Source organism: Mesorhizobium sp. B2-3-7, assembly GCF_006442695.1.
Lineage (GTDB): Bacteria > Pseudomonadota > Alphaproteobacteria > Rhizobiales > Rhizobiaceae > Mesorhizobium.
Genome location: NZ_VFVV01000009.1, coordinates 185,547 through 210,711 on the forward strand (window position 1 = coordinate 185,547; position 25,165 = coordinate 210,711).

General features: G+C 60.1%; 21 protein-coding genes and 1 pseudogene. 13 read left to right on the forward strand and 9 right to left on the reverse strand.

The window, feature by feature from the left end; translation table 11 throughout:
• Positions 1-654: 654 nt before the first annotated feature.
• The gene (locus FJ940_RS19305; protein WP_140499384.1) at positions 655-2,277 is read left to right on the forward strand and encodes an alpha/beta-hydrolase family protein; all 1,623 of its coding nucleotides are present in this window, start codon (positions 655-657) and stop codon (positions 2,275-2,277) included.
• 8 nt (positions 2,278-2,285) lie between these two features.
• On the opposite strand, the pseudogene FJ940_RS19310 reads toward FJ940_RS19305, so the two are convergent.
• From FJ940_RS19310 to FJ940_RS28835, 3 genes and pseudogenes are all read right to left on the reverse strand, one after another.
• Positions 2,286-2,411 (reverse strand): annotated as a pseudogene (locus FJ940_RS19310) (ionic transporter y4hA); the annotation flags it as partial.
• Positions 2,412-2,670: 259 nt separating this feature from the next.
• Complete coding sequence (locus FJ940_RS19315; RefSeq protein ID WP_140657540.1) at positions 2,671-4,146, reverse strand: Do family serine endopeptidase; 1,476 nt, start codon at positions 4,144-4,146, stop codon at positions 2,671-2,673.
• 656 nt (positions 4,147-4,802) lie between these two features.
• Positions 4,803-5,057 (reverse strand): hypothetical protein, encoded by a 255-nt coding sequence (locus FJ940_RS28835; RefSeq protein ID WP_224618816.1) that lies wholly within the window; start codon positions 5,055-5,057, stop codon positions 4,803-4,805.
• A gap of 166 nt (positions 5,058-5,223) precedes the next feature.
• Between FJ940_RS28835 and FJ940_RS28840 the strand changes: the two genes are divergently transcribed.
• Both FJ940_RS28840 and FJ940_RS28845 read left to right on the forward strand, forming a co-directional pair.
• Positions 5,224-5,373 carry a BA14K family protein gene (locus FJ940_RS28840; protein ID WP_224646878.1) on the forward strand — a complete coding sequence of 50 codons (150 nt, stop codon included), beginning with the start codon at positions 5,224-5,226 and terminating at the stop codon, positions 5,371-5,373.
• A gap of 57 nt (positions 5,374-5,430) precedes the next feature.
• Positions 5,431-5,991 carry a hypothetical protein gene (locus FJ940_RS28845; RefSeq protein WP_224646844.1) on the forward strand — a complete coding sequence of 187 codons (561 nt, stop codon included), beginning with the start codon at positions 5,431-5,433 and terminating at the stop codon, positions 5,989-5,991.
• A 29-nt stretch (positions 5,992-6,020) separates the two neighbouring features.
• Here the strand turns inward: FJ940_RS28845 and FJ940_RS29010 are convergent, their stop codons facing one another.
• Entirely contained in the window at positions 6,021-6,149 is a 129-nt protein-coding gene (locus FJ940_RS29010; protein ID WP_263496558.1) for a hypothetical protein, read from the reverse strand.
• Between the two features lie 648 nt (positions 6,150-6,797).
• Here FJ940_RS29010 and FJ940_RS19335 point away from each other — a divergent pair.
• The 3 genes from FJ940_RS19335 (at position 6,798) to FJ940_RS19345 (ending at position 8,709) form a co-directional block, all read left to right on the forward strand.
• On the forward strand, positions 6,798-7,343 hold the full coding sequence (locus tag FJ940_RS19335; protein ID WP_181167676.1) for a DUF308 domain-containing protein: 546 nt from the start codon (positions 6,798-6,800) through the stop codon (positions 7,341-7,343).
• Between the two features lie 415 nt (positions 7,344-7,758).
• Positions 7,759-8,280, forward strand: coding sequence for a DUF1269 domain-containing protein (locus FJ940_RS19340; protein WP_140499392.1), 522 nt, complete (start codon positions 7,759-7,761; stop codon positions 8,278-8,280).
• Between the two features lie 84 nt (positions 8,281-8,364).
• Positions 8,365-8,709 (forward strand): hypothetical protein, encoded by a 345-nt coding sequence (locus tag FJ940_RS19345; protein WP_140499394.1) that lies wholly within the window; start codon positions 8,365-8,367, stop codon positions 8,707-8,709.
• A gap of 31 nt (positions 8,710-8,740) precedes the next feature.
• On the opposite strand, the gene FJ940_RS19350 is transcribed toward FJ940_RS19345, so the two are convergent.
• The 4 genes from FJ940_RS19350 to FJ940_RS19365 all read right to left on the reverse strand — a co-directional run bounded on the left by FJ940_RS19350 (position 8,741) and on the right by FJ940_RS19365 (position 13,126).
• A complete protein-coding gene (locus tag FJ940_RS19350) occupies positions 8,741-9,769 on the reverse strand; it encodes an AI-2E family transporter (protein WP_140499465.1) in 1,029 nt (342 codons plus the stop codon).
• A 147-nt stretch (positions 9,770-9,916) separates the two neighbouring features.
• Entirely contained in the window at positions 9,917-10,231 is a 315-nt protein-coding gene (locus FJ940_RS29060; protein WP_348640446.1) for a YMGG-like glycine zipper-containing protein, read from the reverse strand.
• Between the two features lie 198 nt (positions 10,232-10,429).
• Complete coding sequence (locus FJ940_RS19360) at positions 10,430-11,674, reverse strand: arginine deiminase (RefSeq protein WP_140559915.1); 1,245 nt, start codon at positions 11,672-11,674, stop codon at positions 10,430-10,432.
• Positions 11,675-11,692: 18 nt separating this feature from the next.
• Positions 11,693-13,126 (reverse strand): basic amino acid/polyamine antiporter, encoded by a 1,434-nt coding sequence (locus FJ940_RS19365; protein ID WP_140499399.1) that lies wholly within the window; start codon positions 13,124-13,126, stop codon positions 11,693-11,695.
• Positions 13,127-13,391: 265 nt separating this feature from the next.
• Here FJ940_RS19365 and FJ940_RS19370 point away from each other — a divergent pair, with 265 nt between their 5' ends.
• Positions 13,392-14,822 (forward strand): basic amino acid/polyamine antiporter, encoded by a 1,431-nt coding sequence (locus FJ940_RS19370; protein WP_140657542.1) that lies wholly within the window; start codon positions 13,392-13,394, stop codon positions 14,820-14,822.
• On the opposite strand, the gene FJ940_RS19375 is transcribed toward FJ940_RS19370, so the two are convergent.
• Positions 14,819-15,874 (reverse strand): helix-turn-helix domain-containing protein, encoded by a 1,056-nt coding sequence (locus FJ940_RS19375; protein ID WP_140657544.1) that lies wholly within the window; start codon positions 15,872-15,874, stop codon positions 14,819-14,821. The genes FJ940_RS19370 and FJ940_RS19375 overlap by 4 nt on opposite strands.
• 471 nt (positions 15,875-16,345) lie before the next feature.
• Between FJ940_RS19375 and FJ940_RS19380 the strand changes: the two genes are divergently transcribed.
• From FJ940_RS19380 to FJ940_RS19405, 6 genes are all read left to right on the forward strand, one after another.
• Positions 16,346-17,539: a succinylglutamate desuccinylase/aspartoacylase family protein gene (locus FJ940_RS19380; protein ID WP_140623463.1), complete on the forward strand. Its 1,194-nt coding sequence runs from the start codon at positions 16,346-16,348 to the stop codon at positions 17,537-17,539.
• A gap of 79 nt (positions 17,540-17,618) precedes the next feature.
• Positions 17,619-19,061 (forward strand): amidohydrolase family protein, encoded by a 1,443-nt coding sequence (locus FJ940_RS19385; RefSeq protein WP_140499405.1) that lies wholly within the window; start codon positions 17,619-17,621, stop codon positions 19,059-19,061.
• A 266-nt stretch (positions 19,062-19,327) separates the two neighbouring features.
• Positions 19,328-19,909 (forward strand): HdeD family acid-resistance protein, encoded by a 582-nt coding sequence (locus FJ940_RS19390; protein WP_140499407.1) that lies wholly within the window; start codon positions 19,328-19,330, stop codon positions 19,907-19,909.
• A 15-nt stretch (positions 19,910-19,924) separates the two neighbouring features.
• Positions 19,925-21,058, forward strand: a complete 1,134-nt coding sequence (locus FJ940_RS19395; protein ID WP_140657546.1) for an efflux RND transporter periplasmic adaptor subunit — start codon at positions 19,925-19,927, stop codon at positions 21,056-21,058.
• Positions 21,055-24,216: an efflux RND transporter permease subunit gene (locus tag FJ940_RS19400; protein ID WP_140657548.1), complete on the forward strand. Its 3,162-nt coding sequence runs from the start codon at positions 21,055-21,057 to the stop codon at positions 24,214-24,216. The genes FJ940_RS19395 and FJ940_RS19400 overlap by 4 nt, the downstream gene beginning before the upstream one ends.
• A 211-nt stretch (positions 24,217-24,427) precedes the next feature.
• Positions 24,428-25,162, forward strand: a complete 735-nt coding sequence (locus tag FJ940_RS19405; protein ID WP_181167677.1) for an META domain-containing protein — start codon at positions 24,428-24,430, stop codon at positions 25,160-25,162.
• Positions 25,163-25,165 lie beyond the last annotated feature (3 nt).

The window sequence follows — 25,165 nt, forward strand, 5'->3', positions numbered from 1 at the left end:
CGGCGGTAGATGGGGATGTTCCTGAGGCCAAGGTTGGCGCAGAGACCAGATTTTCCTGAACTCAAGCAGCGCGCTGGGTAAACGTAGCACTCGGTTCACGAATATTGCCGGCGCTGCGGTACCACATGGCTTCAGGGCCTTTGGCCGGGCTAGTCCAACGTCTGCTTCCTAGCTCACGCAGTTTGGAGCTAAACGGCGGGTTGGAGGCGCAAAGCTGCCATCCACAGACGATGCGATCGGCGAGTGTCTAGACCATCGCCTCGAATCGCCTTGGCGAACCGCTTCGTAGCCTAATGGCGGATAACGACAATGGTCGGCCCGGAGGGTCGACGTCTTCTACTGGAAGTCAAGACGTTAGCGGAGGGTTCGGCAACCCGTTTCCTTCATATTCTCTGGTATGATCTGGCGAACCTAAAGAACCGGGGGAGCACTAGTTTTTACTACGCGTGGTATCTCTGTCTTGTCCCGCAAAGGGGTCGATGCATGTTGACCCAGGGCATGAGCCCGACTGGTTAGGAGGCCAATAGCGGACGCGCGACTCCGAAGATATAAAAACCATAGGCCAACGTTATCCTGCGGTCCAACTCGAGGCGTAACACCCAAGTGACAACTACTCGTTTCCTTAGTATCTGGCGATCGCTCTCCGGTGTCGGCATGGCCCTCGGCATGCTGTTCTTCGCGGCCGCCCTGACGCCGACGCTCGTTCCCCGCACCGACCTGACGCAAGGCGTCCTGGCGGGCGCGTGCTTCGCCATCGGCTACAGCCTTGGCGTCGCCTTGCGGTGGCTGTGGAAATATCTCGAGATTCCGGAACTGCCGCCACGGCCGCGTTTGCTGTCCAAGGCGATTATCCTGGTCCCGTGCCTCGGCCTTGCCGTTGTGGCACTGTGGCGATCCGGCGCGTGGCAGAACTCCATCCGCGCGGTGATGGGCATGCCGGCTGTCGATGGCGCTCATCCCCTCAATGTCTGCGCCCTGGCCATTTGCACCTTCATCGTCGTGCTCGCGCTGGCGCGCCTTGTCGCTTGGCTGGTGCGCGCCATCGCCGGGGCACTGAGACGCTACATACCCCGGCGCCTGGCGAATGTCGCCGGCGCCGCTGTCGCCGTGCTGCTCATCTGGTTGCTGGTGAGCGACGTTGCGATCCGCGCGATCTTCGGCGCGCTCGATTCCTCGTTCGCCAAGTTCGACGCACTCATGGAACCGGAGCGCCAGCAGCCGAGCGAACCCTCCAGGACCGGAAGCCCCGCCTCGCTGGTCAGGTGGGACGAGCTCGGCCGCGCCGGCCGCGAGTTCATCGCGGACGGTCCCGCCGCCGCCGAGATAGGGACCTTCACCGGCCGGCCGGCGCAACAGCCGGTCCGGGTCTATGTCGGGCTGGGAGCGGCGGACAGTGCGCAGGCCCGCGCGAAACTCGCGCTGGAGGAGCTGAAGCGGGCGGGCGGCTTCAGCAAATCCACGCTTGTGGTCATCACGCCGACCGGGACCGGATGGATCGATCCGGCCTCGATGGATGCGCTCGAATATCTGTGCCGCGGCGATGTCGCCAGCGTCGCCGCGCAATATTCCTATCTGAGCAGTCCGCTGTCGCTGCTGGCGCAGCCGGAATACGGCGCCGAGACGGCCCGGGCGCTGTTCCTCGAAATCTACGGCTACTGGACCACCCTGCCGAAGCAGTGGCGGCCGAGGCTTTACCTGCACGGGCTCAGCCTTGGCGCCATGAACTCCGAAAGATCGGCCGGGCTGTTCGAGATATTCAGCGATCCGATCAGCGGCGCACTCTGGAGCGGCCCGCCCTTCGAAAGCCGCATCTGGCGCTCGGTGAGCGATACGCGCAACAACGGCTCGCCGCAGTGGCTGCCGATCTTCCGCAATAGCAGCCTGGTCCGGTTCATGAACCAAAGCGGCCCGGCGGTGGCGCCCGACACGCCCTGGGGCCCGCTGAGGATCGTCTACCTGCAATATGCCAGCGACCCGATCGTATTCTTCGATTATCGCGACGCCTACCGGCAGCCGGATTGGATGAAGGCGCCGCGCGGGCCGGACGTCTCGCCGCAACTGAGCTGGTACCCGGTGGTGACCATGCTGCAGCTCGGTCTCGATATGGCCGTGGCGACAACCACGCCGATCGGCTACGGCCATGTCTACGCGCCGCAGGACTATGTGGAAGCCTGGAGTGCGGTGTTGGGCGTGAAGGACTGGTCGCGACAGGACCTCGCCGCCCTCAAAACCCATCTTGCCAGCAAGGTTGCAGCACAGGCCGACAGAGGCGGCTAGCTGGGGCTTCAGGGCACGGCCGAAATCAGCAGGAACATGGCGAATATGCCGAGATGGACCACTCCCTGGAGTCTCGTCGTGCGGCCCGTGCCGAGCGTGGGCGTGCTGACGAACATGGTGAGCAGAAGAAACACCGCGAGCCCCGACATCCGTTCAGGCTCATGATGCAGTCGATTTGCCACTGACGTAAATGGCGGAAAACGGCAGCGGGCGTAGGGAGCCCGCTGCCGCCAGGAGCGAGGCACGACGACGGACTGACGTGCTCGGCTCCTTGTTCCCGCAGCGGCTTGGCGGCAGACATCGCCGCGGGAAATTGCTGGATGTTCGCGGCTATCGCGGCGGCAGCATTTGGGGCGGGCGCCCTGAAACCAACAGGCTCCAGGCCGCCTTCTGTCAGGCCTTGCCCACGGGCAGCGCGACGAACCGGCTCGAGTCGTCGCGGGTGATCTGCATCAGTACGGCCTTGCGGCCAGCCTTGGCTGCATCGGCCATGGCCTTGGAGACGTCATCAGTGGTGTTCACCTTGGTCGAACTGACGGCGGTGATGACATCGCCCGGCTGGATGCCACGATCGGCCGCATCGCTATTGGGATCCACATCGGTGACGACCAGTCCTTTGCCATCGTCTGACTTGGCGATGGTCAGGCCAAGATCGGCCAATGCGTCGGCCTTGGCAGGCGCGACCTGCTTGCCGTCATCGCCGGAGGCCTGTTTGTCGCTGGACGGCAGTGTGCCGAGATCGACCTTGATCGTCTGGCTTTTGCCATTACGCAATACGGTAAGATCGACCGACTTGCCCGGCGCATAGGCGCCGATCGTGCGGGCGAGGTCTTTGGGCGAATCGACATCCTTGCCGTCGACCTGGGTGATGACGTCACCGGCGGCAATGCCTGCCTTGTTGCTGGGACCAGCGTCCTGGGCGTTCGAGACCAGTGTGCCCTTGTCGGATTTCAGACCAAGGGATTCAGCAATTTCAGCGGTGACCGGCTGGATCTGGACGCCGAGCCAACCGCGTTTGATGGAGCCTTCCTTCATCAGGTCTTTCACGACCAGCTTGGCGGTCGAGGCCGGGATGTCGAAGCCAATGCCGACACTGCCGCCCGACGGCGAGAAGATGGCTGTGTTGATACCGATCACCTGGCCATTGAGATTGAAAGTCGGGCCCCCCGAATTACCATGATTGACCGGAGCATCGATCTGGATGAAGTCGTCATAGGGGCCGGCGCCGATATCGCGGCCCCGAGCGGACACGATGCCGGAAGTGACGGTGCCGCCGAGGCCGAACGGGTTGCCGACTGCCACCACCCAATCACCGATGCGGATCTTGGAGTCGTCGGCGAAGTCGACATAGGTGAACTCGCCGCCGCCATCGACCTTCAGCACAGCCAGGTCCGTCCGCGGATCGGTGCCGACCAGCTTGGCGTCGAGTTCCTTACCGTCACTGGTGACGATGGTGAAGGACGAGCCTTCCGAGACGACGTGATTGTTGGTGACGAGATATCCGTCCTCCGAGATGAAGAAGCCTGAACCCTGTGCCACCGGGCGCGGCTTGCCGTCACCATGTTTGAAGCCGCCCTGCTGCCGGTTGTCGGGCAGGTTCTCGAAACCATCCTGATCGTCGGAACCGTCGTCGGCGACCGGCTGGACCGTGGACTTGACCTTGACGCTGACGACCGCCGGCGAAACCTGCTCGACGACATCGGCGAAGCTCGGCATCTGCGGCGCCTGGACATGCACCGCGTCGGCCAGCACGGGGGCAGTGCCGGAAACAACAGCTCCGACGCCTACAGCGCCTACAGCGCTCAGCGACACTACAGCCGCCGCCAGGCGCCGACGAGTTCCGGAATGCGAATTGGGGACAATATTCATGGGGTTTCATCCTTTTGAGTGGGATGCACTGAGCATCCTTGGCCAGGATGGTTAGAAGAACCTACATTACGGCATCATTGCCATATCATGAAAGTTTTGTCATTTTCATTCCATAGTATTTATAAAGACGATATGTATAGTTATTTTCACTAATATTGCAAATTTGTAACTTGCACGTTCGATTATTATTCAATTCTGTGACATCGAATTCGGTGGATTTGCGATGTCACGACAATCTAAATCGACACTAGAAAAAGTGAATGTGCCTTCCGATTTATTCGGAGTTTACGCGACATTGGGCCGGGGCTTGCCGGGCGGCGATTTCAGATCGAATTTCATCGCGAGTTCTCTATGTGTTGATTGCATGGCAGGCCATTTGAAGGTAGCGCGCATGGCATTGGGCGCGCCTTTGTCGCCGGGACGCCAAGAGGCCGCTCCGGGCGGTGATTTTCCGCAGGGTGAGAGCCTCCCCAGGAGGTGATTATCGTCCAAGCGAGGCGTCGAGAGGGTCTGTCGCTAGCTCGCTAAAGACCGGCGCACCGCTACCATACCACTGGCCCTCCGTCCCGCATCGCCACCGGCATTCGAGCAACACTGGTGGCGCCTGTCGCGACGGGCGTCATTGGCGGAAAGACATGCTGTTCGACTAGCCTCATTCATACCGCAAGCAAGAAATAAACGCTCGATCCACGTTTGGGATTCACCGCATATTCCAAGAAAACCAGGTACTGCCTTAAATTACTTGGCTTTGATGCCATCCGCAGCAGCAGGTCGCACGGCGGGATGAAGTCCACGGAGAAGCATATGAGGCGCATCATCGTCGCTGCGATCATCGCAAGCATGGCAGCCCCCACCTGGGCAATGCCCGTCGGAGCGCTAAGGCCGTCGGTTTCCGATACGGTCACGAACATCGACCTAAGGAGGCCTTCCCGCCATCGACCGGGACATGGAGTACGGCCACCGCACCACAGGCCGCCCCATTATCGGCCCTCGCGTCCGCCACGCCATCACCGGCATTCGAGGAACAATAGCGGCGCCGTCGCCGCGGGCCTCATTGGCGGAATGCTGCTCGGCGGGATGGCGATCTCGACTGCCCGCCAGCACAATCACAGCGCTTGGAACAACCATGTGAACTGGTGCTCGCAGCGGTACCGCTCCTACCGGGTCTCGGACAATAGCTGGCAGCCCTACAATGGCCCACGCCGGCAGTGCATCTCGCCCTTCTGAGTGCGCTCTGGGCTCGCTGGTGCTAGGAAGCCTACTGGGATTTGTTGAAACGGCTGAATGCAAGCTTGGACGGGAGCAAAAGCGAGCCTGGCAAAGGCCGGCGGGGCCATTGGCGTGAGCCAGCGGAAGTATCCCGCCTGTTCAAAGAGCATCTCCGCGAAGGCGTTTGCCGATCAATTGATACATGTCCGGCGTTCTGGTCGATGCGACGAATCTCGGTCCGAAAGTCGCAGGTCCGCAGGGAAGACATGGTTCTCTGTTTTCATCCACGTCGATGCGCCAGTTGGGAGGACTATTGTGCTAAAAAATCTATCGATCGCGGCAATCAGCGCCATCATGATTGTAAGCTTCAAGCATTCCGCGTTTGGCACGTCGATCGGCGTGGGCAATCCCTACCCGGTCAGTCACTACGAGTGCCAGGACGGCACGCGTCTGGCAGTGCGTCTCCTCGGGGATCGCGCTTCTGTATCCGTCAACGACGCGGCCGAGGTCGATCTGCCCTCCAAGGGACCGGAAGGAACGAAGTATTCGAACGGTCAGTGGACGCTGACCATCATACAGGGACGCCTGTCCTGGGGTGTTGGCCGAGCTGTGCCATCTCTATGCGCCGGCGGTTGAGCCTCCCACCTCAGGAAAACTGATGAAGACTATTCAGTTCGGTCGCGCATTTCATCGCAGCTTTCGAGATCCAGATACGCGTCGGCTCCTCGTGCATTGCAGTGTTTCTGGACGCCTGGTGCCTCGGCGCGGCCGGCGGCAGGAACAATGGCACCCATGACAATCTCCATCCGTCAAACCAGCGGTTAATGCATGTCGCCCAGAAGTGCGCAGCGGTTCTGGGACAACGATATGCATCAAAACAAAGACTTAAAGCGAGTCGCCTGAATCTGTTTCGACGCGACACGCTTTAATCCCAAGAGATGCGCTTCGACAATAATACCGAAAACGCACGCGCTCTGACGGCAGTGCATAAAATGCAAAGAATCCAGAAACTAGGCATTGTGTCTCCAAATATCCGAGCCACCATGCAGAATTATTGACAACGTGTTCGCATGCGCGTGATGTCGGCTTAATTCACCAAAGAGGACGAAAGATATGCGGAGATATGCACTAGCTGCCCTGTTAAGTGCCGCACTCGGCTTTGGTATTCCTCTTGCCGCTGTGTCCCCAGCGGGAGCTGTGACCGTAAATATAAATATCGGATCAAACCTTAACAACGGCCGCGCGATTACTTGCGCTCAAGGCCAGCGATTGATTCAGAGCAGAGGCTTCAGGGACGTGCGTCGCGTGGACTGCCGGGGACGCAATTTTGTTTATCACGCGCGTCGCATTGGCGGCAGCACTTTCGAAATAGTGCTGAATGCCCGTACTGGCCGCGTGGTGGATTTCCACCGCATTCGTAGATGACTCAGAGAGGCAAGGGAATGACGCAGTTGTCCGAGACCCAGCAACCCAGACGATCTGCGTGGACGAACTCGGCGATCGGAATCGTCTTTATCCTGGCAGGGATCTTCGTGTTGGGCGATCTGGCGCTGGCCACGACCATCAGCGCACTTGTCCTGGGAATTGCGATCGTATGCGCCGGCTTTGTCGAGATCGCCCTCGCCATCTGGGCCGGCGGGTGGCGTGGTTTTCTCTGGCAGACGATGCTCGGCATCCTGTACGTCGTTTTTGGCTGCCTGCTCATCAGCTTGCCGGTGCTGGGATCTATCATCCTCACATGGGTGCTCGGTGTCGTGCTCGTGATATCTGGGCTCGGAAGAATGTCTTTGAGCCTGCGCTACCTGTCCACCGACCGATGGATGATGCTTGTTTCCGGCCTGTTCGGTCTCGCGGCTGGCTTCTTGATACTCATCGGATGGCCATCGACCGGGGTTTGGGTGATTGGGGCGTTCATGGGTATCGACCTAGTTCTTCACGGCCTGGGCTGGCTCGTTACAGGCTTTCGGCCAACGGATACGACCCGATGATCCAACCATTTTCACCGTGACCGTTACCCGCTTTGCGGCATTGGCTCCTGTCCTGCCGCGACGGTTCCCAAGCGCGGCAAGCTTTTTGCGTAGGGTTTCATTTTGTCCTGGACGTCGCGAACGGCCCGTCGATGCGCACGATGCCGCATGATCGGGATCAGCCACCCCTCGAGACCAGCAGCGCGCCTCTGATCACATAGGAGAAGTTCGGGCGGCTCCGGACGAGAATTCGTCGCGACAAAGCCGAGCGCAACGGACGAAGCGGCCGACAACCAATGTCGAGACCGCAGGCTTGCCAGTCGGACAGGCAAGCAAAATGAGACGTGCTGCACACTATTCGGATTTCCGGCTCAATCTTTCACCTTCTAGGATGTGTATTACGTGCCCTTGGAAAGTCTTAGCCTAGGAGGGTCCCATGTCCGATCTGATCGTCATCGTCTATCCAAACGAGGCCAAGGCTGAAGAGGTACGTCAACGGCTCATAGGACTTCAAAAGGAATACGTTATTAAACTTGGCGACGCGGTTATTGCCACCAAGACCGAGGCGGGTGCGATAAAGCTCAATCAACTTGTGAATACGACGGCGGCAGGCGCTGTATCCGGTAGCTTCTGGGGCTTGCTTATCGGTGTTCTCTTCCTGAATCCGCTGATCGGGCTTGCGGTCGGCGCCACCTCCGGAGCCCTTGGCGGCGCTTTGACGGACGTGGGCATCAACGATGCGTTCATGCGCGATCTGTCAGCCAGCATCCAGCCTGGGGACGCTGCCCTATTCGTGCTCGCGCACGAGATGACAGCGGACAAGGTGCTCAAGGAGATCCAGGCCTTTGGCGGTGTGGTGCTTAAGACGTCGCTGGATGAGACGAAGGAGCAGGTTCTGCGCGATGCGCTTCAACGCGCTTCGGCGATGGCCGGCCAAGGCGCGGCCGCGACCGCCTGACGCGGTCACGGAACATCCCGGAATCGGAACTCTGCTGGTCGGCAAGAGCGATGGATGGCCCGATAGTAAGTGGGCGATGCAAGCATGTCCGGCCTTGAGACAGCGGCCCTGCTTTTGATTGAAGCCATCTGCGGCGCGGGCGGAGCTTTCGCTACGACTTGGTTTTGGCGCATGGCTGCGCTGGGTTGGAAATCTGTCGCGGCGGCTGGCGTCGTGGGAGGACTGACCCTGACAGGGCTGGCCGGTCGGATTCCCGCCTTGGCAAACTTCCTCGGCAACGTCGAAAATGCTGTCGATGCCACCGCTCGTGGTGTCGGCACCCTCACGCCCGGCGTGCTGATTGGCGTCGGCATTGCCGGCCTTCTTGGCGGCATCCTGTCGGTTTGTATCATCGGCCTCGTCCGGGGCGCGGGATCCGGACGTCGCTAGGGGCCCGGCCAATCGAATTTCCTGGCGGCAATCACGCGTTCCGCCGATCGGCGGACCCAAGCAACTGAGCGATCCAAAGGGTCGCCGGCGATTGCGAGCAAAAAGTAACCAGCGCGATGGTGATGGGCACACCTATGAACGCGCCGAACACACCCCAAAGAAACGACCAGAAGAAGACCGAAAACAGCACCACAAAAGGCGACATCGCCAACACGTAACCGGCAACCCGCGGTTCTATGTAGCTGCCGATGACGAACTGAATGATGTTGAGGCCGGCAAAAATCGAGACGGCGGCCTGTGGCGATCCGAACTGCGCGAGCGCGTAAAGCGTCGGCAAGAATGTCGCGACGAACGGCCCGATAAACGGAATATAGTTCAAGGTGAAGGCGATAACGCCCCACTCGGCGGCAAACCGCAGTCCGAAAGCCGCCGAAAGCGCGCACACCATCGAACCGGTCGCAAGGCTCATCAATGTCCGAACCAGCATGTAACGTCGCCATTTCGATGCTGTCTGACTGCTGCCATTGATCAGTGCGGCCGCCGCCTGGGCGCTCAGCGCTACACGAGCATTGCGAGCCGCCGCTTCAGCGTCGAGAAGACCCAGAAGCACGTAAACGACGACAACGATCCAGAACGAGATCACGGTATTCAGCCTTGCGGTCACGCCTTGAGCTATCCGCACGAACCAGCCGACATTGAAATGCTCGGCCCAGGCGCCGGCCATCACGACACCGTGCCCTTCCAACCACTCGGCGAGTTGACTGTAGAGTCCTTGAAAGCGGGCGCTGTCCGCGAGGACCGATCGGCCAATGCGGCCAAAACCCCAACTGGCGATCGATGCAAAGGCGAAGAATGCCAGGACGACGACACAGACGACTATCGCCAGTGCGATCAGCTTTGGAAGAAGCCGCTGCAGGTTGCGCTGCAATGGCCACACCAGCGCGATGAGGAAAAGAGCGCACACGACTGGCGCGAAAATTGAGGCAGCGGCCTGCAGCGCCCATATGACGGCGATAACCGCCAGAATATACGTAGGCGCAAAGAGCGTTCGCTTCGCCATGGTATAGTCTGTTCCCGGCCGGCTGGATGGCGTTACAGACAACTCCGAAATTGGTCCGGAAGCTTGCTCAGCGCCCAGACCAATGTTCATCGATATCGCTTTACCAGCTCGATTCGTGCTGAATAAAGCTGATCTTACGCATCGCGCCTAGCACCGTTTTGTGATGGGTCGACCCTGACGATCGCGAACCGTGTGACCCCAGCGATCACGAACCCAGCATTCGCGATGATGCGCGCGCGGTGCCGTCGCAGCGCCGACCACAGCCCCTGTGCCGCCACCGACCGCCGCGCCTACAAGGGCACCTCGACTGCCGTTTGCAAGGCCGCCGATGACCGCACCCGTTCCGGCTCCTGCCAACGCCGTGCCTGCTGTTCGCTGTTCCGTGGCAGTACAACCCGCGGCCATCAGAGCCAAAGCAGAAACGAATATAATACTTCTCATGGTTTCATCTCCTGGGTACATTTACATCCGCTCGCCAACAACGAGCATTCCGTCCAAACAATGTGCCGATTGTTCCTAAACGATTGGGAGCGACTCCAACGCTCTATGAGCAATTCTGGGGTAGACGGTCTTTATGTGCTGGAGGCCGTCCGACAGGCATGGCCTTCAGACTATTTGGGGGCCGACCGGCCGCCTGTATCGAGCCCGGCCGGATTGCTATCAATAGTCGACCGCATCGCGAATGATGGGACAGGTCATGCAATGACCCCCGCCTCGGCCGCGGCCGAGCTCCGCGCCTGAGATAGTGATGACTTCTATGCCTTCCTTGCGCAGCAGCGTATTTGTGTACGTGTTGCGATCGTAGGCAAAGACGACACCAGGCGAGGCGCAAACCAAGTTGGCGCCGCTGTCCCACTGGGTGCGCTCGCGCATGTAGTCGTTGCCGCCGGTTTCAACGACGCGCATCTTCTTGAGACCAAGCGAGTCACGCACCGTCTCAATGAAACTGCCTTTGTCCTTGTGGAGTTCGACGCCCCCCTTGCCGTCAGGGCGATAGGAGAATGCGTCAATGCCGTTGACGATGTCCGGATACATCAGCACGCAGTCGCGATCGGCAAACGTGAATACCGTGTCGAGATGCATCGCCGCGCGCAGCTTAGGCATTGCGGCGACGATCACACGTTCGGCAACTCCTTTCTCAAACAGGGCCGCCGCCACTTGGCTGATAGCCTGGCGCGAAGTGCGCTCGCTCATGCCGATAAGCACATTGCCCTTGCCGATAGGCATGACGTCCCCACCCTCGAATGTGGCAAGCCCCCAATCCCTGGTCGGGTCACCCCACCAGACATTGACCTTGCCGGCGAAGTCCGGGTGGAACTTGTATATCGATGTGGTGAGGATGGTCTCCTCGTGGCGCGCAGGCCAATAAAGGGCGTTCAGCGTCACGCCGCCATAGATCCAGCAGGTGGTGTCCCGGGTGTAGAGCGTGTTGGGCAAAGGCGGCAGCAGATATTCGTTGACGCCGGCCGCGTCACGGATCAGCGCCAGTTGTTCGCCGCCGATGCTTTCCGGGAATTCGAAGGTCGACAGCCCGCCGATCAGTGTTTCAGCGAGGTCGCGATTAGAGAGGCCGTCGAGATAGGAGCGGACCTCGTCGATGAGGCCGAGGCCGACCTGGTTCGGTACGATCTGCTGGTCGAGGATCCACTTCTTGGCTTCCGGAATGGCGACCGTCTCGGCGAGCAGATTGTGCATCTCGACCACCTCGACGCCCCTGTCGCGCATCTTGGTCATGAAGTCGAAATGATCGCGCTTGGCATTGTCTACCCAGAGCACGTCGTCGAAGAGGAGTGCGTCACAATTGCTGGGTGTCAGCCGCTGGTGGGCACGGCCGGGAGCGCACACCATGACCTTGCGCAACTGACCAACCTCTGAATGAACGCCGAATGAAGTATTGTTTGTCATGACCTTCCTTCTTTCTGTTCAAGGTGCGATGGCGCCCGTCAGCAGCCCGTAGGCTCCGATCAGGCCAGCGATGAGCGTGACGGCGAACACGAAGAGTTCGGCGAGCGTGAACAGCTGTAATTTCTGCTCGCGCCGCGCCCAGACGTAGAGGATAGTTCCGGGCGCGAAGAGGACGGCAACAAGCAGCACGTATTTGAGCCCGGCGGCGACGAACATGAAGACCGTGTAAATCGCCGCGATCCAGGCGAAGATCTGGTCGCGGCCGCGCTGATCCGGCGTCTTTTCATAGCCAACGCCGCTACGAGCGAGCAGGATGCCGTAGCCAGCCACGAGCAGGTAGGGCAGCAACGCGGTGACGCTCGTCATGTCGAGCATGAAGTTGAACGCGTCCCGCGACCAGTAGGTGGAGATCACGAAGAGCGATACGACGATGTTGGTGAGCCAGAGTGCATTAGCGGGAACCTTGTTGCCATTCTGCGCTGCGAAGAGCCTTGGCATGTCCTCCGACTTCGCCGCCGCGAACAGCACCTCGGCGCAGATTAGGGACCAGGCGAGATAGGCGCCGAGCACCGAGATCAGAACGCCGATCGAGATGAAGACCGCACCCCAGTGACCGACGACCGCTTCGAGAACGCCGGCCATCGACGGCTGCTGGACACCGGCGACAGCCGATTGCGGCAGAGCCGCGTAGGGCAGCAGCGTGACCGCTACCATCAGGCCTGTGACGCCGACGAAACCGAGAATCGTCGCCGTACCGACGTCGGAACGCACCTTGGCAAAGCGGGAATAGACGCTGGCGCCCTCGATGCCGAGGAAGACGAAGACCGTGATCAGCATTGTGTCGCGCACCTGGGCGATCAGGGACTTCGGCGGCATGTCCAAGCCGCCGAAGAAATTCTCGCGGAACTGCCCGAAATGAAAGAAGAAGATCAGGAGCAGGATGAAGACCAGGATCGGCACGATCTTGGCAATCGTCACGACAGTATTGATGAAGGTCGCCTGCTCGACGCCGCGCAGGATCATGAAGTGGAAAGCCCAGATGCCGATCAACGAGACGATGATGGCGATGGCGCTGCTGCCGTCCCCAAAGATCCCGGGAAAGAACCGCCCCAGCGTCGAGCCGATGAGCACCCAATAGAAGACGTTGCCCAGGCAACTACCGAGCCAGTAGCCGAAGGCGGACAGGAAGCCCATGTAGTTGCCGAAGCCGGCCTTGGCATAGGCGAAGACGCCTGAGTCGATGTCTGGCCTCTTCTCGGCCAACGCCTGGAACACCCGCGCCAGCATGTACATGCCGGTTCCCGCAATTGCCCAGGCGATGATTGCGCCGAACGGACCTGTCGCAGTCGCGAACCGGCCAGGCAGATTGAAGATGCCCGCGCCGACCATCGATCCCACAACCATGCTGGTCAGCGCAAACAGCGAAAGCTTCTGATTTTCGTTTGAAGTCATAAACCGCTCTCCTGGCTGCGCGAACCAGAGTTCGCGATCAGACGCCTCGCCGACACGTCTCGGTCCAGCAAGGTTATGTCTGATCAGAAGCAGTAAATGCGAATATCGGCAACCGGTTAAACGAGCCAAGGCAAAGGTTTTGGACGTCAGGTATACTAGTGGGATTTTATGCCAATCACGTGGGCGCCAGATTCGAGATAGGTTGCAGGCGTAACAATGAGGCCGCTGGACCGCCGTCCGCCAAGGAATTGTTGATCCAAATTCAATGAACTCGACCGTTCAGCAAAAATTCTCGATATGGACCCTGACGGCTATGGTCGTCGGTTCGATGGTCGGCGCGGGCATCTTCTCTTTGCCGCAGGCTTTTGGTCGCGAGACCGGTCCGTTCGGGGCCATGATCGCTTGGGCCATCGCTGGCGTCGGAATGCTGATGTTGGCCTTCGTCTTCCAGACCTTGTCGGTTCGCAAGCCGGACCTCGATGCGGGCGTGTATGCCTATGCCAAGGCCGGCTTTGGCAACTATCTCGGCTTCCTCTCGGCCCTCGGTTACTGGTCTGCCGCCGTTCTCGGCAACGTTTCCTATTTCGTGCTGATAAAGTCGACGCTGGGGCTTTTCTTTCCTGTGTTCGGCGATGGCAATACCATCACGGCGATCGTCATTTCCTCGATGCTTCTGTGGATCGTACATTCGCTGATCCTGCGGGGCGTCAAGGAAGCGGCGGCGATCAACACCATTGTCACTTACGCCAAGATCATTCCGATCTTTCTCTTTATCATCTTCGTTATCTACGGCTTCAGCGCCGATGTCTTCACGGCCAATTTCTGGGGCGGGGAAGAAATCAGCGTTGGCAGCATCGCGAGCCAGGTTCGCGGGACCATGTTGGTGACCGTATTCGTCTTTGTCGGAATCGAAGGCGCGAGCGTCTATTCGCGTTACGCACGCAACCGCGGGGATGTCGGGGTCGCGACGCTCCTTGGTTTTCTCGGCGTGCTCTGTCTGCTTGTGCTGGTCACCATTCCCTCCTACGGGATCATGCTTCGTCCTGAACTGACAGCGCTGCGCAATCCCTCCATGGCCGGCGTATTGGAAGCGGTGGTCGGGCCATGGGGCGCCAAGTTCGTCAGCTTCGGCCTGCTGATCTCCGTTGCCGGTGCCTATCTGTCCTGGGTGCTGCTGGCCGCTGAAATCCTGTTCACCGCATCACATCACCAGACAATGCCGCGTTTTCTTGCGTATAAAAACAAGCATGGCGTGCCGTCGCGGGCGCTCTGGCTGACCAATACGGTCGTGCAGGTTTTTCTGGTCCTGACGCTTTTTGCTCAACAGGCCTTCAGGCTCGCTCTTGAGCTGACCAGTTCCATGATCCTCATCCCATATCTTCTTGTCGCCGCTTACGGGGTCAAGCTCGCATGGGGCGGCGAGAGCTACGAGAACGACCCCGTAGCGCGGCGTGTCGACTTCGCAAGGGCGGCGATAGCATTGATCTATACGGCCGGTCTCATCTATGCCGCCAGCGCCAAGCACCTGCTGCTTTCGGCCGTCATCTACGGACCGGGCACGATCCTCTTCGTCATGGCTCGGAAGGAGCGGGGGCAGAGGGTGTTTACTCCCGCCGAGATGGGGATGTTCGTCGTCGCCGCACTTGGCGCGGTCGCGGCAATCTACGGCATCCTTGCCGGCGCCATCGCAGTCTAGGGCCCAAAGCTGTTTCGCAGCAGAAGACTACTCAGCGTGTGCGCCCTGCTGTCAGGCTGGCTGATCTGCTGCGAGCTCGTAGCCTGGGCGCCTTGCCAGCCTTCCACGCGTGCCTCCTTTGGCGTAATGCCGAATTCCTTCCTGAACATCCGGCTATACGCCGATGGATCCGTGAAGCCCCAATCCCCGGCAATGGCGGAGATCGGGCGCCCATCCAAGCTGTCGGAAAGTATATCGCGTGTCTTGAGCAGGCGTTTGTGGCGAATATAATTCGAAACACCTCCGGCCGGTTCGAATATCCGGTAGAGGCGAGAGCGGGACACACCGAGTGCGCGGCAAAGCCTGTCGGATGCCAAGGACTGATCATTCAAACTTTGTGCAATGATTTTGGCAGCGCGCTCGGCGATCACGGCGTCGATCACACGCTTCGCCTCGGTGATGCGGTCATGTGATGGCGACACGCACGCAGCCAGCAGATTGGTGGTGGCAGTGGCAATGTGCGACACATCCACGGCCCTCAGATCGGAAAAGGAACGGTGCAGCAGAAGCATGTAGTCTGCCAGGAGTCTTTTCGACTCCTCACGTATTTCAATCCTGGACGATTGGATGAAAGGCAGGTCGCGTGGCAGGAAAACGGCAAGGAGGGCGTCGTTCTCCATCACGCATTCGTAGGGCTCTGCAAAAGATTGCAGGGTCGTTCTCACGACCTGCCAACTTCCAGGAAGCCTGCCCTTGGACAAGGGCAGGCTCAAATACCAATTGTCCACCGAAGGGTTTTTCAAATGCCGCCAGCGACAGCGGTAGCCACTGCCAGGCAATTCGAGGAACATGACAGCCAACGTTCCCAGATCCCACACTGTTTCATGTGCTGGAAACGAATGGCTCCGTTCTTGCATAAGTTCAGTGTCGGCAACGCCTTGATACCAGGTTCGAAACAGGTCGAATTGCTTAGCAGGTGGTGCCGTGGAGGTATCGATGTCGACGGCGCATTGCAGGGACTTCTCGGCACCTGCTCCTCCAGATAGCCCGGCGGCATGAACCATAGCATCCATAGCAACTATCCGTCTTTGTTGGTGCAACACGGGTTATTGCAAGAACATTAGTTCATTCTAATATATACAACTCCGGCAAGCAATGTTGAAGGTGGATGTAATACCCTGTCTACTACCAGCATAGAAGCATGTTAATCAATCGTTAACATGCCATCTGGCCCATTTGAGGTATCCACCAGGAATTCGTGAACTGGGCTTAATTGTACCCGACGGAAGTTGTGGAGGTGGCTGCGTGATATCCGAGGCTTATCAGACCGGTTGTGGTGGCTCTCAACTCAGTATGCAAGGCATCCCAATCATAGACCACCAGTCCATTTTTCTTGTTGGAGGCTGTACTCCCTGAAATGTCTTGTGGGACTAATGCCCGGATACCACGCGCACAACGGGAATAGGTAAGGACGATCTAGCCGCCCTCGCAGGCGTCACCGCGAGATCTGCAGCATGATCCTCATCGGCAGGGACCACACAGCCATGGCGCATGAAACCAGCGAGGGCCTCGGACGTCGCGACTTCATGATCGCATCGGTCGCTACCATCGGCGCTGCCGCTGCGCTCATGGCCGGGCCGGCGCAGGCGCAAACGGGCTCGGCACCTGCAAGCGCGTCTCCCGCAGGGACGTCGGGGACCGTCTATACCGGCGATGTCATCGACGGAAAGAAGGTCATCAGTTCGCTTGACATCTCGGATCTGAAACCAGGCAAGCACAGCCTTTATTTCCAGGGCGTACAGATGCCGACGGGCCAGCACTGGTACGTCTCGGTGATGGTCGCCAAGGGGGCAGCCCCAGGCAAACGACTGGGGCTGATGAGCGGCGTGCATGGCGATGAAATGAGCCCCATTCAAACCGTGCAATCCGTAATGCGTGAGCTCGATCCGGCCGCGATGTCGGGATCGGTGATGGCGGTACTCGACATTTCGCGCCCCGCAATGGAAGGCATGGAACGGAGATGGCCGAATTCGGGGCGCGGGATCGACCTGATCGACATCAATCGGTTGTTCCCTGGCAACGAGGACGCTCCCGACGCGCCGACGCGCCACGCCGGCCTGATATTCAACCGGCTTCTGCGGTCAAACCTCGACTACGGGATCGATTTTCATACAGCCGCCACGGGCATGGACGCGACGGCGTTCCACCTTGCGCGCATGGATCTCCCCGAAGTGCGGGCGATGGCGGAACTCTATCCGGTCGATCAGATTTTCGACAACTTTGGCGAGCGAGGTCTTCTCGCCAATGCCCTCATCGATGCCGGCATTCCCGCCTTCACGCCCGAGATCGGCAAGCCGCGGATCTTCGATCACGACATGATCGCCCTGTTCGTCGAAGGAACGATGAACGTCATCAAGCACCACGGAATAATTTCAGGCCCTATCGGCAGAACCAGCAAGGATTCGAGCGTTTTCGTCGCGGACGGCATGTTTCCCGTCACCGCGACGCATGGCGGTTTCATCGAATTGTTGGTCGAACTCAATGAGACCGTTCGGCCCGGACAGAAAGTTGCAGTCCAAAGGAACACCTTCGGGGAAATCGTCGCGGAATACTCCGTGCCTCTCGGCGGTGAAGTCGGCGCCAGGCGGACCGATGCAACAGCGGAGTCGGGGACTCCGATCGTATTCCTCATCTTTGACAGCGCCAATCCTGTCGGCGGCGATGTGTTGGTCGAGTAACGGGACCTGAAACGACAAGAACCGCGACACGAAGCGCCGTCCGGCAGGTGTCAGTGTCGCTCAACCGAAAGCAAAAGACATGCTGCGGCTAGGCTCGAAGTACGGTCACCTCGTTCACAGTTCTGGTTGCGGTTGTCTCAATCCCGATCTTCAACGAGTCTCTCGTCGTCTGGAGGCCTTTTCCAGGCGTAGTTTTCTCTCCGGTTTCGGGGCTGCCGCCATCGCCGGGGTGCTGACAAAGCCGTCCTTCGCGCAGACGGCCGCGCCCCCTTCCAAGATCCTGTTTCGCGAAGTCCGGCTATTCGACGGCAAGTCGGGTACGGTGAAGGACGGAGCGCAAATCCTGGTGGAGGGCGGCAGGATTTCCGGAATCGATATGACGAACGCCCCTCCCCCGGAGGACGCCACCGTCATCAAATGCCGCAATGGCGTCCTCATGCCAGGGCTCATCGACGCGCATTGGCATGCGATCTTCGCGGCGGTCCCGGTCAACATCCTGCTTAACGGCGACCCGGGGATTATCTTCGCAGCGTCCACCGCCGAGGCGGATCGCACGCTCAGTCGCGGCTTCACCACCATACGCGATCTGGGAGGTCCCTCCTTCTCCTTCAAGCAGGCTATCGACACCGGGCTGATCCCTGGCCCGCGCATCTATCCCTCCGGCGCGATGATCACGACCTCCGGGGGCCACGCCGATCTTCGCCTGCCAAGCGAGATTCCGCGCGACGGCGGCAAGCTCAGCAAAGGTGAACTCCTGGGGGGAGCGGCCATCGTCGACGATATCGGCGACCTGAAGATGCGGATCCGGGAGCAGCTTCTCCAAGGCGCGTCACAGATAAAGTTGGTGGGCGGCGGTGGCGTATCATCGCCCCGCAGTCCGCTGGACATCGTCACCTTCAGCGAAGAAGAGCTGCGGGCAGGCGTCGAGGTGGCACAGGATTGGAGCACCTACGTTACCGTGCACGCCTATACGTCTCGCGCGATACGACGCGCGCTGGCAGCTGGGGTGCAGTCGATCGAGCACGCGCATCTGATGGACGAGGACACGGCGGCGATGATCGCCGAGAAGGGCACATGGCTAAGCACCCAGCCCTTCCTGACGGCGGAGGACACCGGCCCGCTGACGGGACCTAGCGCCGACCGCGCCCAGGAGCTTTTCTCAGGGACGCCGAGGATATATGCCTTCGCTCGCAAGCACGGCATCAAGACGGCCTGGGGTTCCGACGTGCTGTTCTCGCCTGCGTTGGGTCCGCGCCAGAGCATGATGCTCACGCATTTGGCCAACTGGTACAAGAACGCCGAAGTCCTGCAGATGGCCACCTCCGGCAATGCCGAACTGCTCGCACTCTCCAATCTGCGCAACCCTTATCCGGGCAAGCTCGGCGTCATCGAAGAAGGAGCTTTCGCGGACCTCTTAGTCGTGGACGGCAACCCGCTCGACGACATCCGGCTGATCGAGGATCCAAATAAGAACTTCGTCGTCATCATGAAGGACGGCCGGCTTCACAAGAGCACCCTTTGAGAGTCAGCGGAAAACCGTATGCCGCCTTCACTTCCCAGCAATCAGTTAATCCGACACGGCCTCATGGTCCTGACGAAGCAAGGCCGCGAGAAAATCTCGACTAGGCAGTCGTCGTCATCGGGAAATCTCGCCGCGAGGCAACCAGACAGGCTCCTGACGCTCCGTCCGGCAGACTTCTTCCTGATACTTTCCATTGAGCGCTCTCGGCTCTCTTCTCTGCCCGCAGGGTGCGAGATCGATATTTAGAACCTGCATGGAACGGGGACATGCCAGAAAAATCGGATCACCCACCTGCAACGCCATATGAACGGGCCGAAATCGAGCAGGGCAAGTGGCGCAGGTTTCTGCTCTTTGGGCTCCTCCTGCTTGCGGGCGGCGTGTTTTCAGTCGCAGTTCCCAGCGTTTCCAATTTCGCATCCAACGTCGTGTTCGCCGTGGCCCTGATGGCAGTCGGCGTCATCAAGGTCATCCAATCGCTCTGGATCAAAAGTTGGGTGGGCTTCGTGTGGCAGGAACTGACCGGCTTCTTCGAGCTCATCGGCGGCATCATGATTTACTTCAATCCTATCAAAGCATCGGCCGCAATATCACTGTTCATAGCGTTTGTACTATTTGTCCACGGTGTTCTTCAATTAATCATCGCCGCTGAAGTCAGGAAAGTCGGCGGCTGGTATTGGTTCGCCGTTTCCGGAATCGTGGCCATATTCGCTGCTTTCTCCATACTGCTGAAGTGGCCGATCGTCAGAGAGATGCCGACTGGCTTGGTGGCCGGATTTTCCATGATGATTGCTGGACTGGCGTATCTCGTCATTGCCCTGAGCGTGCGCAGGACGAAGATTTTGTCTTGAGAGCAGGATCCGACGATGATGAAAAGCAATTTTGACTTTCGAGCCAGGGTCGTGGCGGCCGCATTGCTAGTCGGCGTGGGCGGCTTCGCGGGAGCGGCACGTGCGCAGACCGCGGCGACGGTGCCAGTGGTCGTGCAGAAGGTCCAGTCCGGTCCGGCAAACGCGCCGCTGACATACAACGCGCAGGTCGAGGCGATCGATGCGGTCGACATTCAGGCGCGCGCGTCCGGCCTGCTCAAGGAGATCAGGTTCTCCGAAGGCCAGCGCGTGAAGGAGGGCGATCTGCTTTTCGAAATCGAGCCGGATCAACTGTCGGCGGCGGTAATGTCCGCACAGGCGCAAGTGGCCAGGACCGAAGCCACCCGCAACGCCGCGCGACAAAGCCTCTCACGCGCCAGGGACCTGCTCAGCCGCAGGACTATTTCTCAGGCCACGTTGGATGACGCTCAGGCTGCATTCGATGTCGCCGCGGCGGATGTTCAAAGCGCCAATGCAGCCCTCAATACGGCCGAACTCAATCTTTCCTATGCTCAGATCAGGTCTCCCATCAATGGCACCATCGGCCGCTCCCTGGCGACGCGCGGTAATCTCGTGGGGCCCGGCTCCGGATCATTGGCGCGCGTCGTACAACTCGATCCTATCCGCGTCGCATTCTCGATCGCTGACAGCACTTTGGTCGACATCAGGCAGAAACTTGCCGGTGGCCAGAAGATCGATGCGAACAAATTCCACCTGAGTCTGTCTCTCGCCAACGGCACACAATTTGCTTTGCCGGGGCGGGTGCAGTTCATCGACAACGAGGTCAATCAGCAGACCGGTACCGTCGCTGTCCGCGCGCTGTTCCCCAACCCCGACCACATTTTGGCGCCTGGCCAGTTCGTCCGGCTAACAATCGTCGACGAAGAAGCCCGGAAATTGCCGATGGTGCCGATGGCGTCCGTTCTTCAGGACCGCCAGGGCAAGTTCGTCTTCGTGCTCAACGACAACAATACCGTAACCAGGCAGGCGATCACGACCGGTGCGCGCATCGACAATCGCTGGGCGGCGACGAGCGGATTGGAAGGCGGCGAAACGATCGTCGTCGAGGGCCTGCAACGCGTTTCCGATGGTCAGCAGGTCACCCCCCGCGAAGCGGAGGGTACGCAATGATCTCGGACCTCTTCATCAGCCGCACCCGGCTCGCGATCGTCGTCTCGATCATCATTTCGATCGCCGGCGGGATCGCGGTGTTTTCCCTTCCCATACAGCAGTATCCGCAGATCACCCCTCCAACGGTGACGGTGTCGGCCTCCTATCCGGGAGCAAGCGCGGAAGTCATCGCCGACGTGGTGGGCGGCCCGCTGGAGACGGCCATCAATGGCGTGGACCACATGATGTACATGTCGTCCACCAGCTCCAATGCCGGCCAATACACGCTATCGGTGACCTTCGAGGTCGGAACCGATCCCGAGACAGCACAGATCAACGTGCAGAACCGCGCTCAGCTGGCGATCTCGCGCCTGCCGGCAGCGGTCGCGCAGCAAGGTGTCTCCGTGCGTGCCCGCTCGCCGGATTTTATCCTCGGCATCGCTTTCTATTCGCCGGACGACAGCCTCGATGCGCTGGCGATCACTAATTTCATCACCACGACCGTCGCCGACACGATATCGCGCGTGCGGGGCGTCGGCGAGGCTTCGGTCGCCGGGGCTTCGGAATACTCGATGAGGGTGTGGCTCAACCCGCAGCGCATGGACGCGCTTAGCCTGACGCCCGACGATGTCTCGGCCGCCATCCAGCGGCAAAACATCCAGGCGACGCTCGGACAGGCCGGCGCCCCCCCGCAGGCGCAGGGCTCGGAGCTGCAATACACTCTGGTCGCGCAGGGGCGGTTGAGAAGCGTCGAGGAATTCGGGGACATCGTCGTGCGCACGGGCTCGGCGGGGGCCAAGGTCTACCTGCGCGATATCGCGCGGCTCGAGCTTGGCGCGCTAAGCTATGCTTCGAGCGCCAGCTTCGCCGGACACGCCTCGGCGATGATGCAGATCAACCAGTCGCCCGGCGCCAACGCCATCCAGACCGCGGCGTCGGTCCGCGCCGAACTGGAGCGCCTCTCGTCACGCTTTCCCAAAGGCATGCAGTATCACATCGTCTACGACGCGACCCGCTTCGTGAATGCCAGCATCTCGCTGACGGCCAGAACCCTGCTTGAGGCGTTCCTGATCGTTCTCGCAGTCACCTACGTCTTCCTGCAGGATTGGCGCGCCATGTTCATCTCGGCGCTTGCCATCCCGGTTTCCATGCTCGGCGCCTTGGCGGTGCTGTTTGCCGCCGGCTATTCGCTGAACATGATTTCTCTTTTGGCGCTGGTGCTGGCGATCGGCCTGGTGGTGGACGATGCCATCCTTGTCGTCGAGAACGTCAAGCATGTGCTGGAGGATACCCCTGACATCGCGGTCGCCGACGCCACGCGCAAGGCGATGCACCAGATCACTGGGCCGATCATTTCCACGACCTTGGTGCTGCTTGCCGTGGTGACGCCGACTGCGTTTCTCGGCGGCATAGGCGGCCAGCTCTACCGGCAGTTCGCCGTGACGCTGTCTTCGGCCCTGGTGATTTCCTCCTTTGTCGGATTGACCCTGAGCCCGGCGCTGGCCGCACTGCTTTTGCGGCGCGATGTGGGCCATTTCAAGCGTGGCCCGCTGGCCTGGTTCACGGCATTCATGAACAAGACGCGTGACGGCTATGGACGCCTCGTCGGGTTTCTGGTGCGGCATTGGTACGTGCCGATGGCGGGATTGCTTGCCTGTTTTGCCGCCGCCTATCTGATCTTCACCGGGCTACCGTCGACTTTCCTGCCCGACGAGGACCAAGGCGCGTTGTTCGTCGACATCCAGTTGCCCAATGCCGCTTCGCTCGACCGCACGAAAGCCATCGTGGAGGACGTGCGCAAGATTCTGACCGACACCGGAGGCGTGCAAGACGTCATCACGGTTGCGGGGTTCAGCATCCTTCAGTCGACGAGTTCGCCGAGCGGCGCAATGGCGGTCGCGGCGCTGAAGCCCTGGGACGAGCGCAGGTCCAGCGAACTGCAGCTCGCCGGCATCCTGCAGGCGCTGCGGGTGAAGTTCTCCCAAATTCCGGGCGCGAACGTCGCCGTGTTCGCGCCGCCGGCGATTGCCGGCATCGGCTCGGTCGGTGGCCTGGACTTCCGCCTGCAAGCGCTTGAAGGACAGCCGCCACAAGAGATCGCGCAGGTCGTCGGCGCCCTGCTTGGCGCCTTCAATCATCTGCCGGAGCTCGGCGGGGCCGCCACCACCTTCAGCGCCAATGTCCCGCAGGTCTATGTCGACGTCGACAGAACGCGCGCCGAAGCGCTTGGGGTAAGCGTGTCGGACGTCTATTCCACCATCGGCGCGGCCTTCGGATCGCGCTACGTAAATGATTTTACGCTCAATGGCCGCGTGTTCCAGGTTAATCTGCAGGCCGATGCCGATTTCCGTGCCCATGCGGAAGACATCTTGAACCTGCATGTGCGCAGCCGGAACGGCACCATGGTGCCCTTGAACAATCTGGCGTCGTTGACGACGATCCTGTCGCCATTCGCCATCCAGCGTTACAATCTCTCGGTCGCCGCTCCCATAAACGCCATTACCGCACCTGGAAGCAGCAGCGGCGGCGCCATGGACGCGATGGAGAAGACAGTGGCCCAACTGTTGCCGAATGGCTATGGCTTCGAGTGGTCAGGCCTGTCGTTTCAAGAGCGCCGCGGCAGTGGCCAGGAGGGGCTGGTCTTTGCGCTGGCGTTCCTCTTTGCCTATCTCTTCCTTGTCGCCCAATACGAGAGCTGGTCGCTTCCGTTGATCGTCATCCTTTCGCTCGGAGCGGCTCTCTTCGGCGCCATAGCGGCATTGAAGGTCTTCGGGATGCAGAACAGCCTCTACGTGCAGATCGCCATCGTGCTGCTGATCGGACTGGCGGCGAAGAATGCCATCCTGATCGTGGAATTCGCCAAGGAGCGGCGCGATGAGGGACTAAGCGTAATGGAGGCGGCGCGGATCGGGGCCGAGCAGCGCTTCCGGGCCGTCATGATGACCGCGGTTTCCTTCATCCTCGGGATCATTCCTCTTGTCGTGTCGACTGGCGCCGGCGCGGGCGCGCGGCGGGCTGTTGGCGTCACAATTTTCGGGGGCATGGCCGCGGCTACGACGATTGGCCTGTTGATCATCCCCTCCGTCTATTTTGTCGTCCAGAAAGCAACCGAGTATCTGTCGTCCCGGCGTCCGGGAGATCGTACGGAACGCCTCGACACGATCGAACCATCACATTGAGGTTCGTTCTCGCCAAAGGGCGGTCGAGATGGCCCGCGGCAACCATTTATGTTCTTGGAATCTCAATTCTTGGCTTTGCGTCCATTTCTTCGCCGAATGGACTCGTTCTCCGAACCGCGGCGATGGACTGACGGCCGGATGCAAGTACATTCGGCGCAATATTTGGCGAAGTTGCCCCCAGAGGCCGGTTTCCGGGCGGCCTTCGAGTTCAGTGACGCATCGTCTGGAGGCTGCAACCGTGAGTCCAGAGTCCTGCTCATCCTTGCCGTTGGCCGCTTCGCTCGCGGTGTTGTCGCTGTACGCCACCGCAACGAGCAATGCGGAGGCTGCCTCGTTGGCTGCACGCGGCAACGAACCCGGTTGGCAAATCAGCATCTCGGACACCGCGCTCAGCTTTAACGCCTTAGGGGGCGAGACCTTCACAGTTCAGCCGGCTCCGCGTCCCACAAGGCAAGGCGACGCCGACACCTATCTGGCGACGGTAGACGGCCGGCAACTCGCGCTGACCATCGCTGCCAAAATATGCGTCGATACCATGAGCGGAATGCCATACCCCCAAACCGCGACCGTCATCCTTGGCGACCGGAAATTTGGGGGCTGCGCCGGAGAGCCGGGCGACCTCCTTCACGGAGATTGGCTCGTGGACGAAATTCGAGAAGAAACCACGGTCTCCGATTCGAAACCCACCCTTGCCTTCGAGCCAGATGGACGCATCCATGGGAATGGCTCGTGCAATCGGTTCTTTGGCGGCTTCGCCTTGACCGGAGAAGCGCTGACGATCTCGGAAACCGGCTCGTCCAGGATGATCTGCGATCAGCCCCTCATGGATCAAGAGCGCAGTCTTCTGAAGGCACTCGGGTCCGTCCATCGTTTTGAAGCCCCACAGACAGGACGAGTGCAACTGTTGGACAAGGATGGCCAAACGCTGGTGAGTTTACGAAGATAAGCC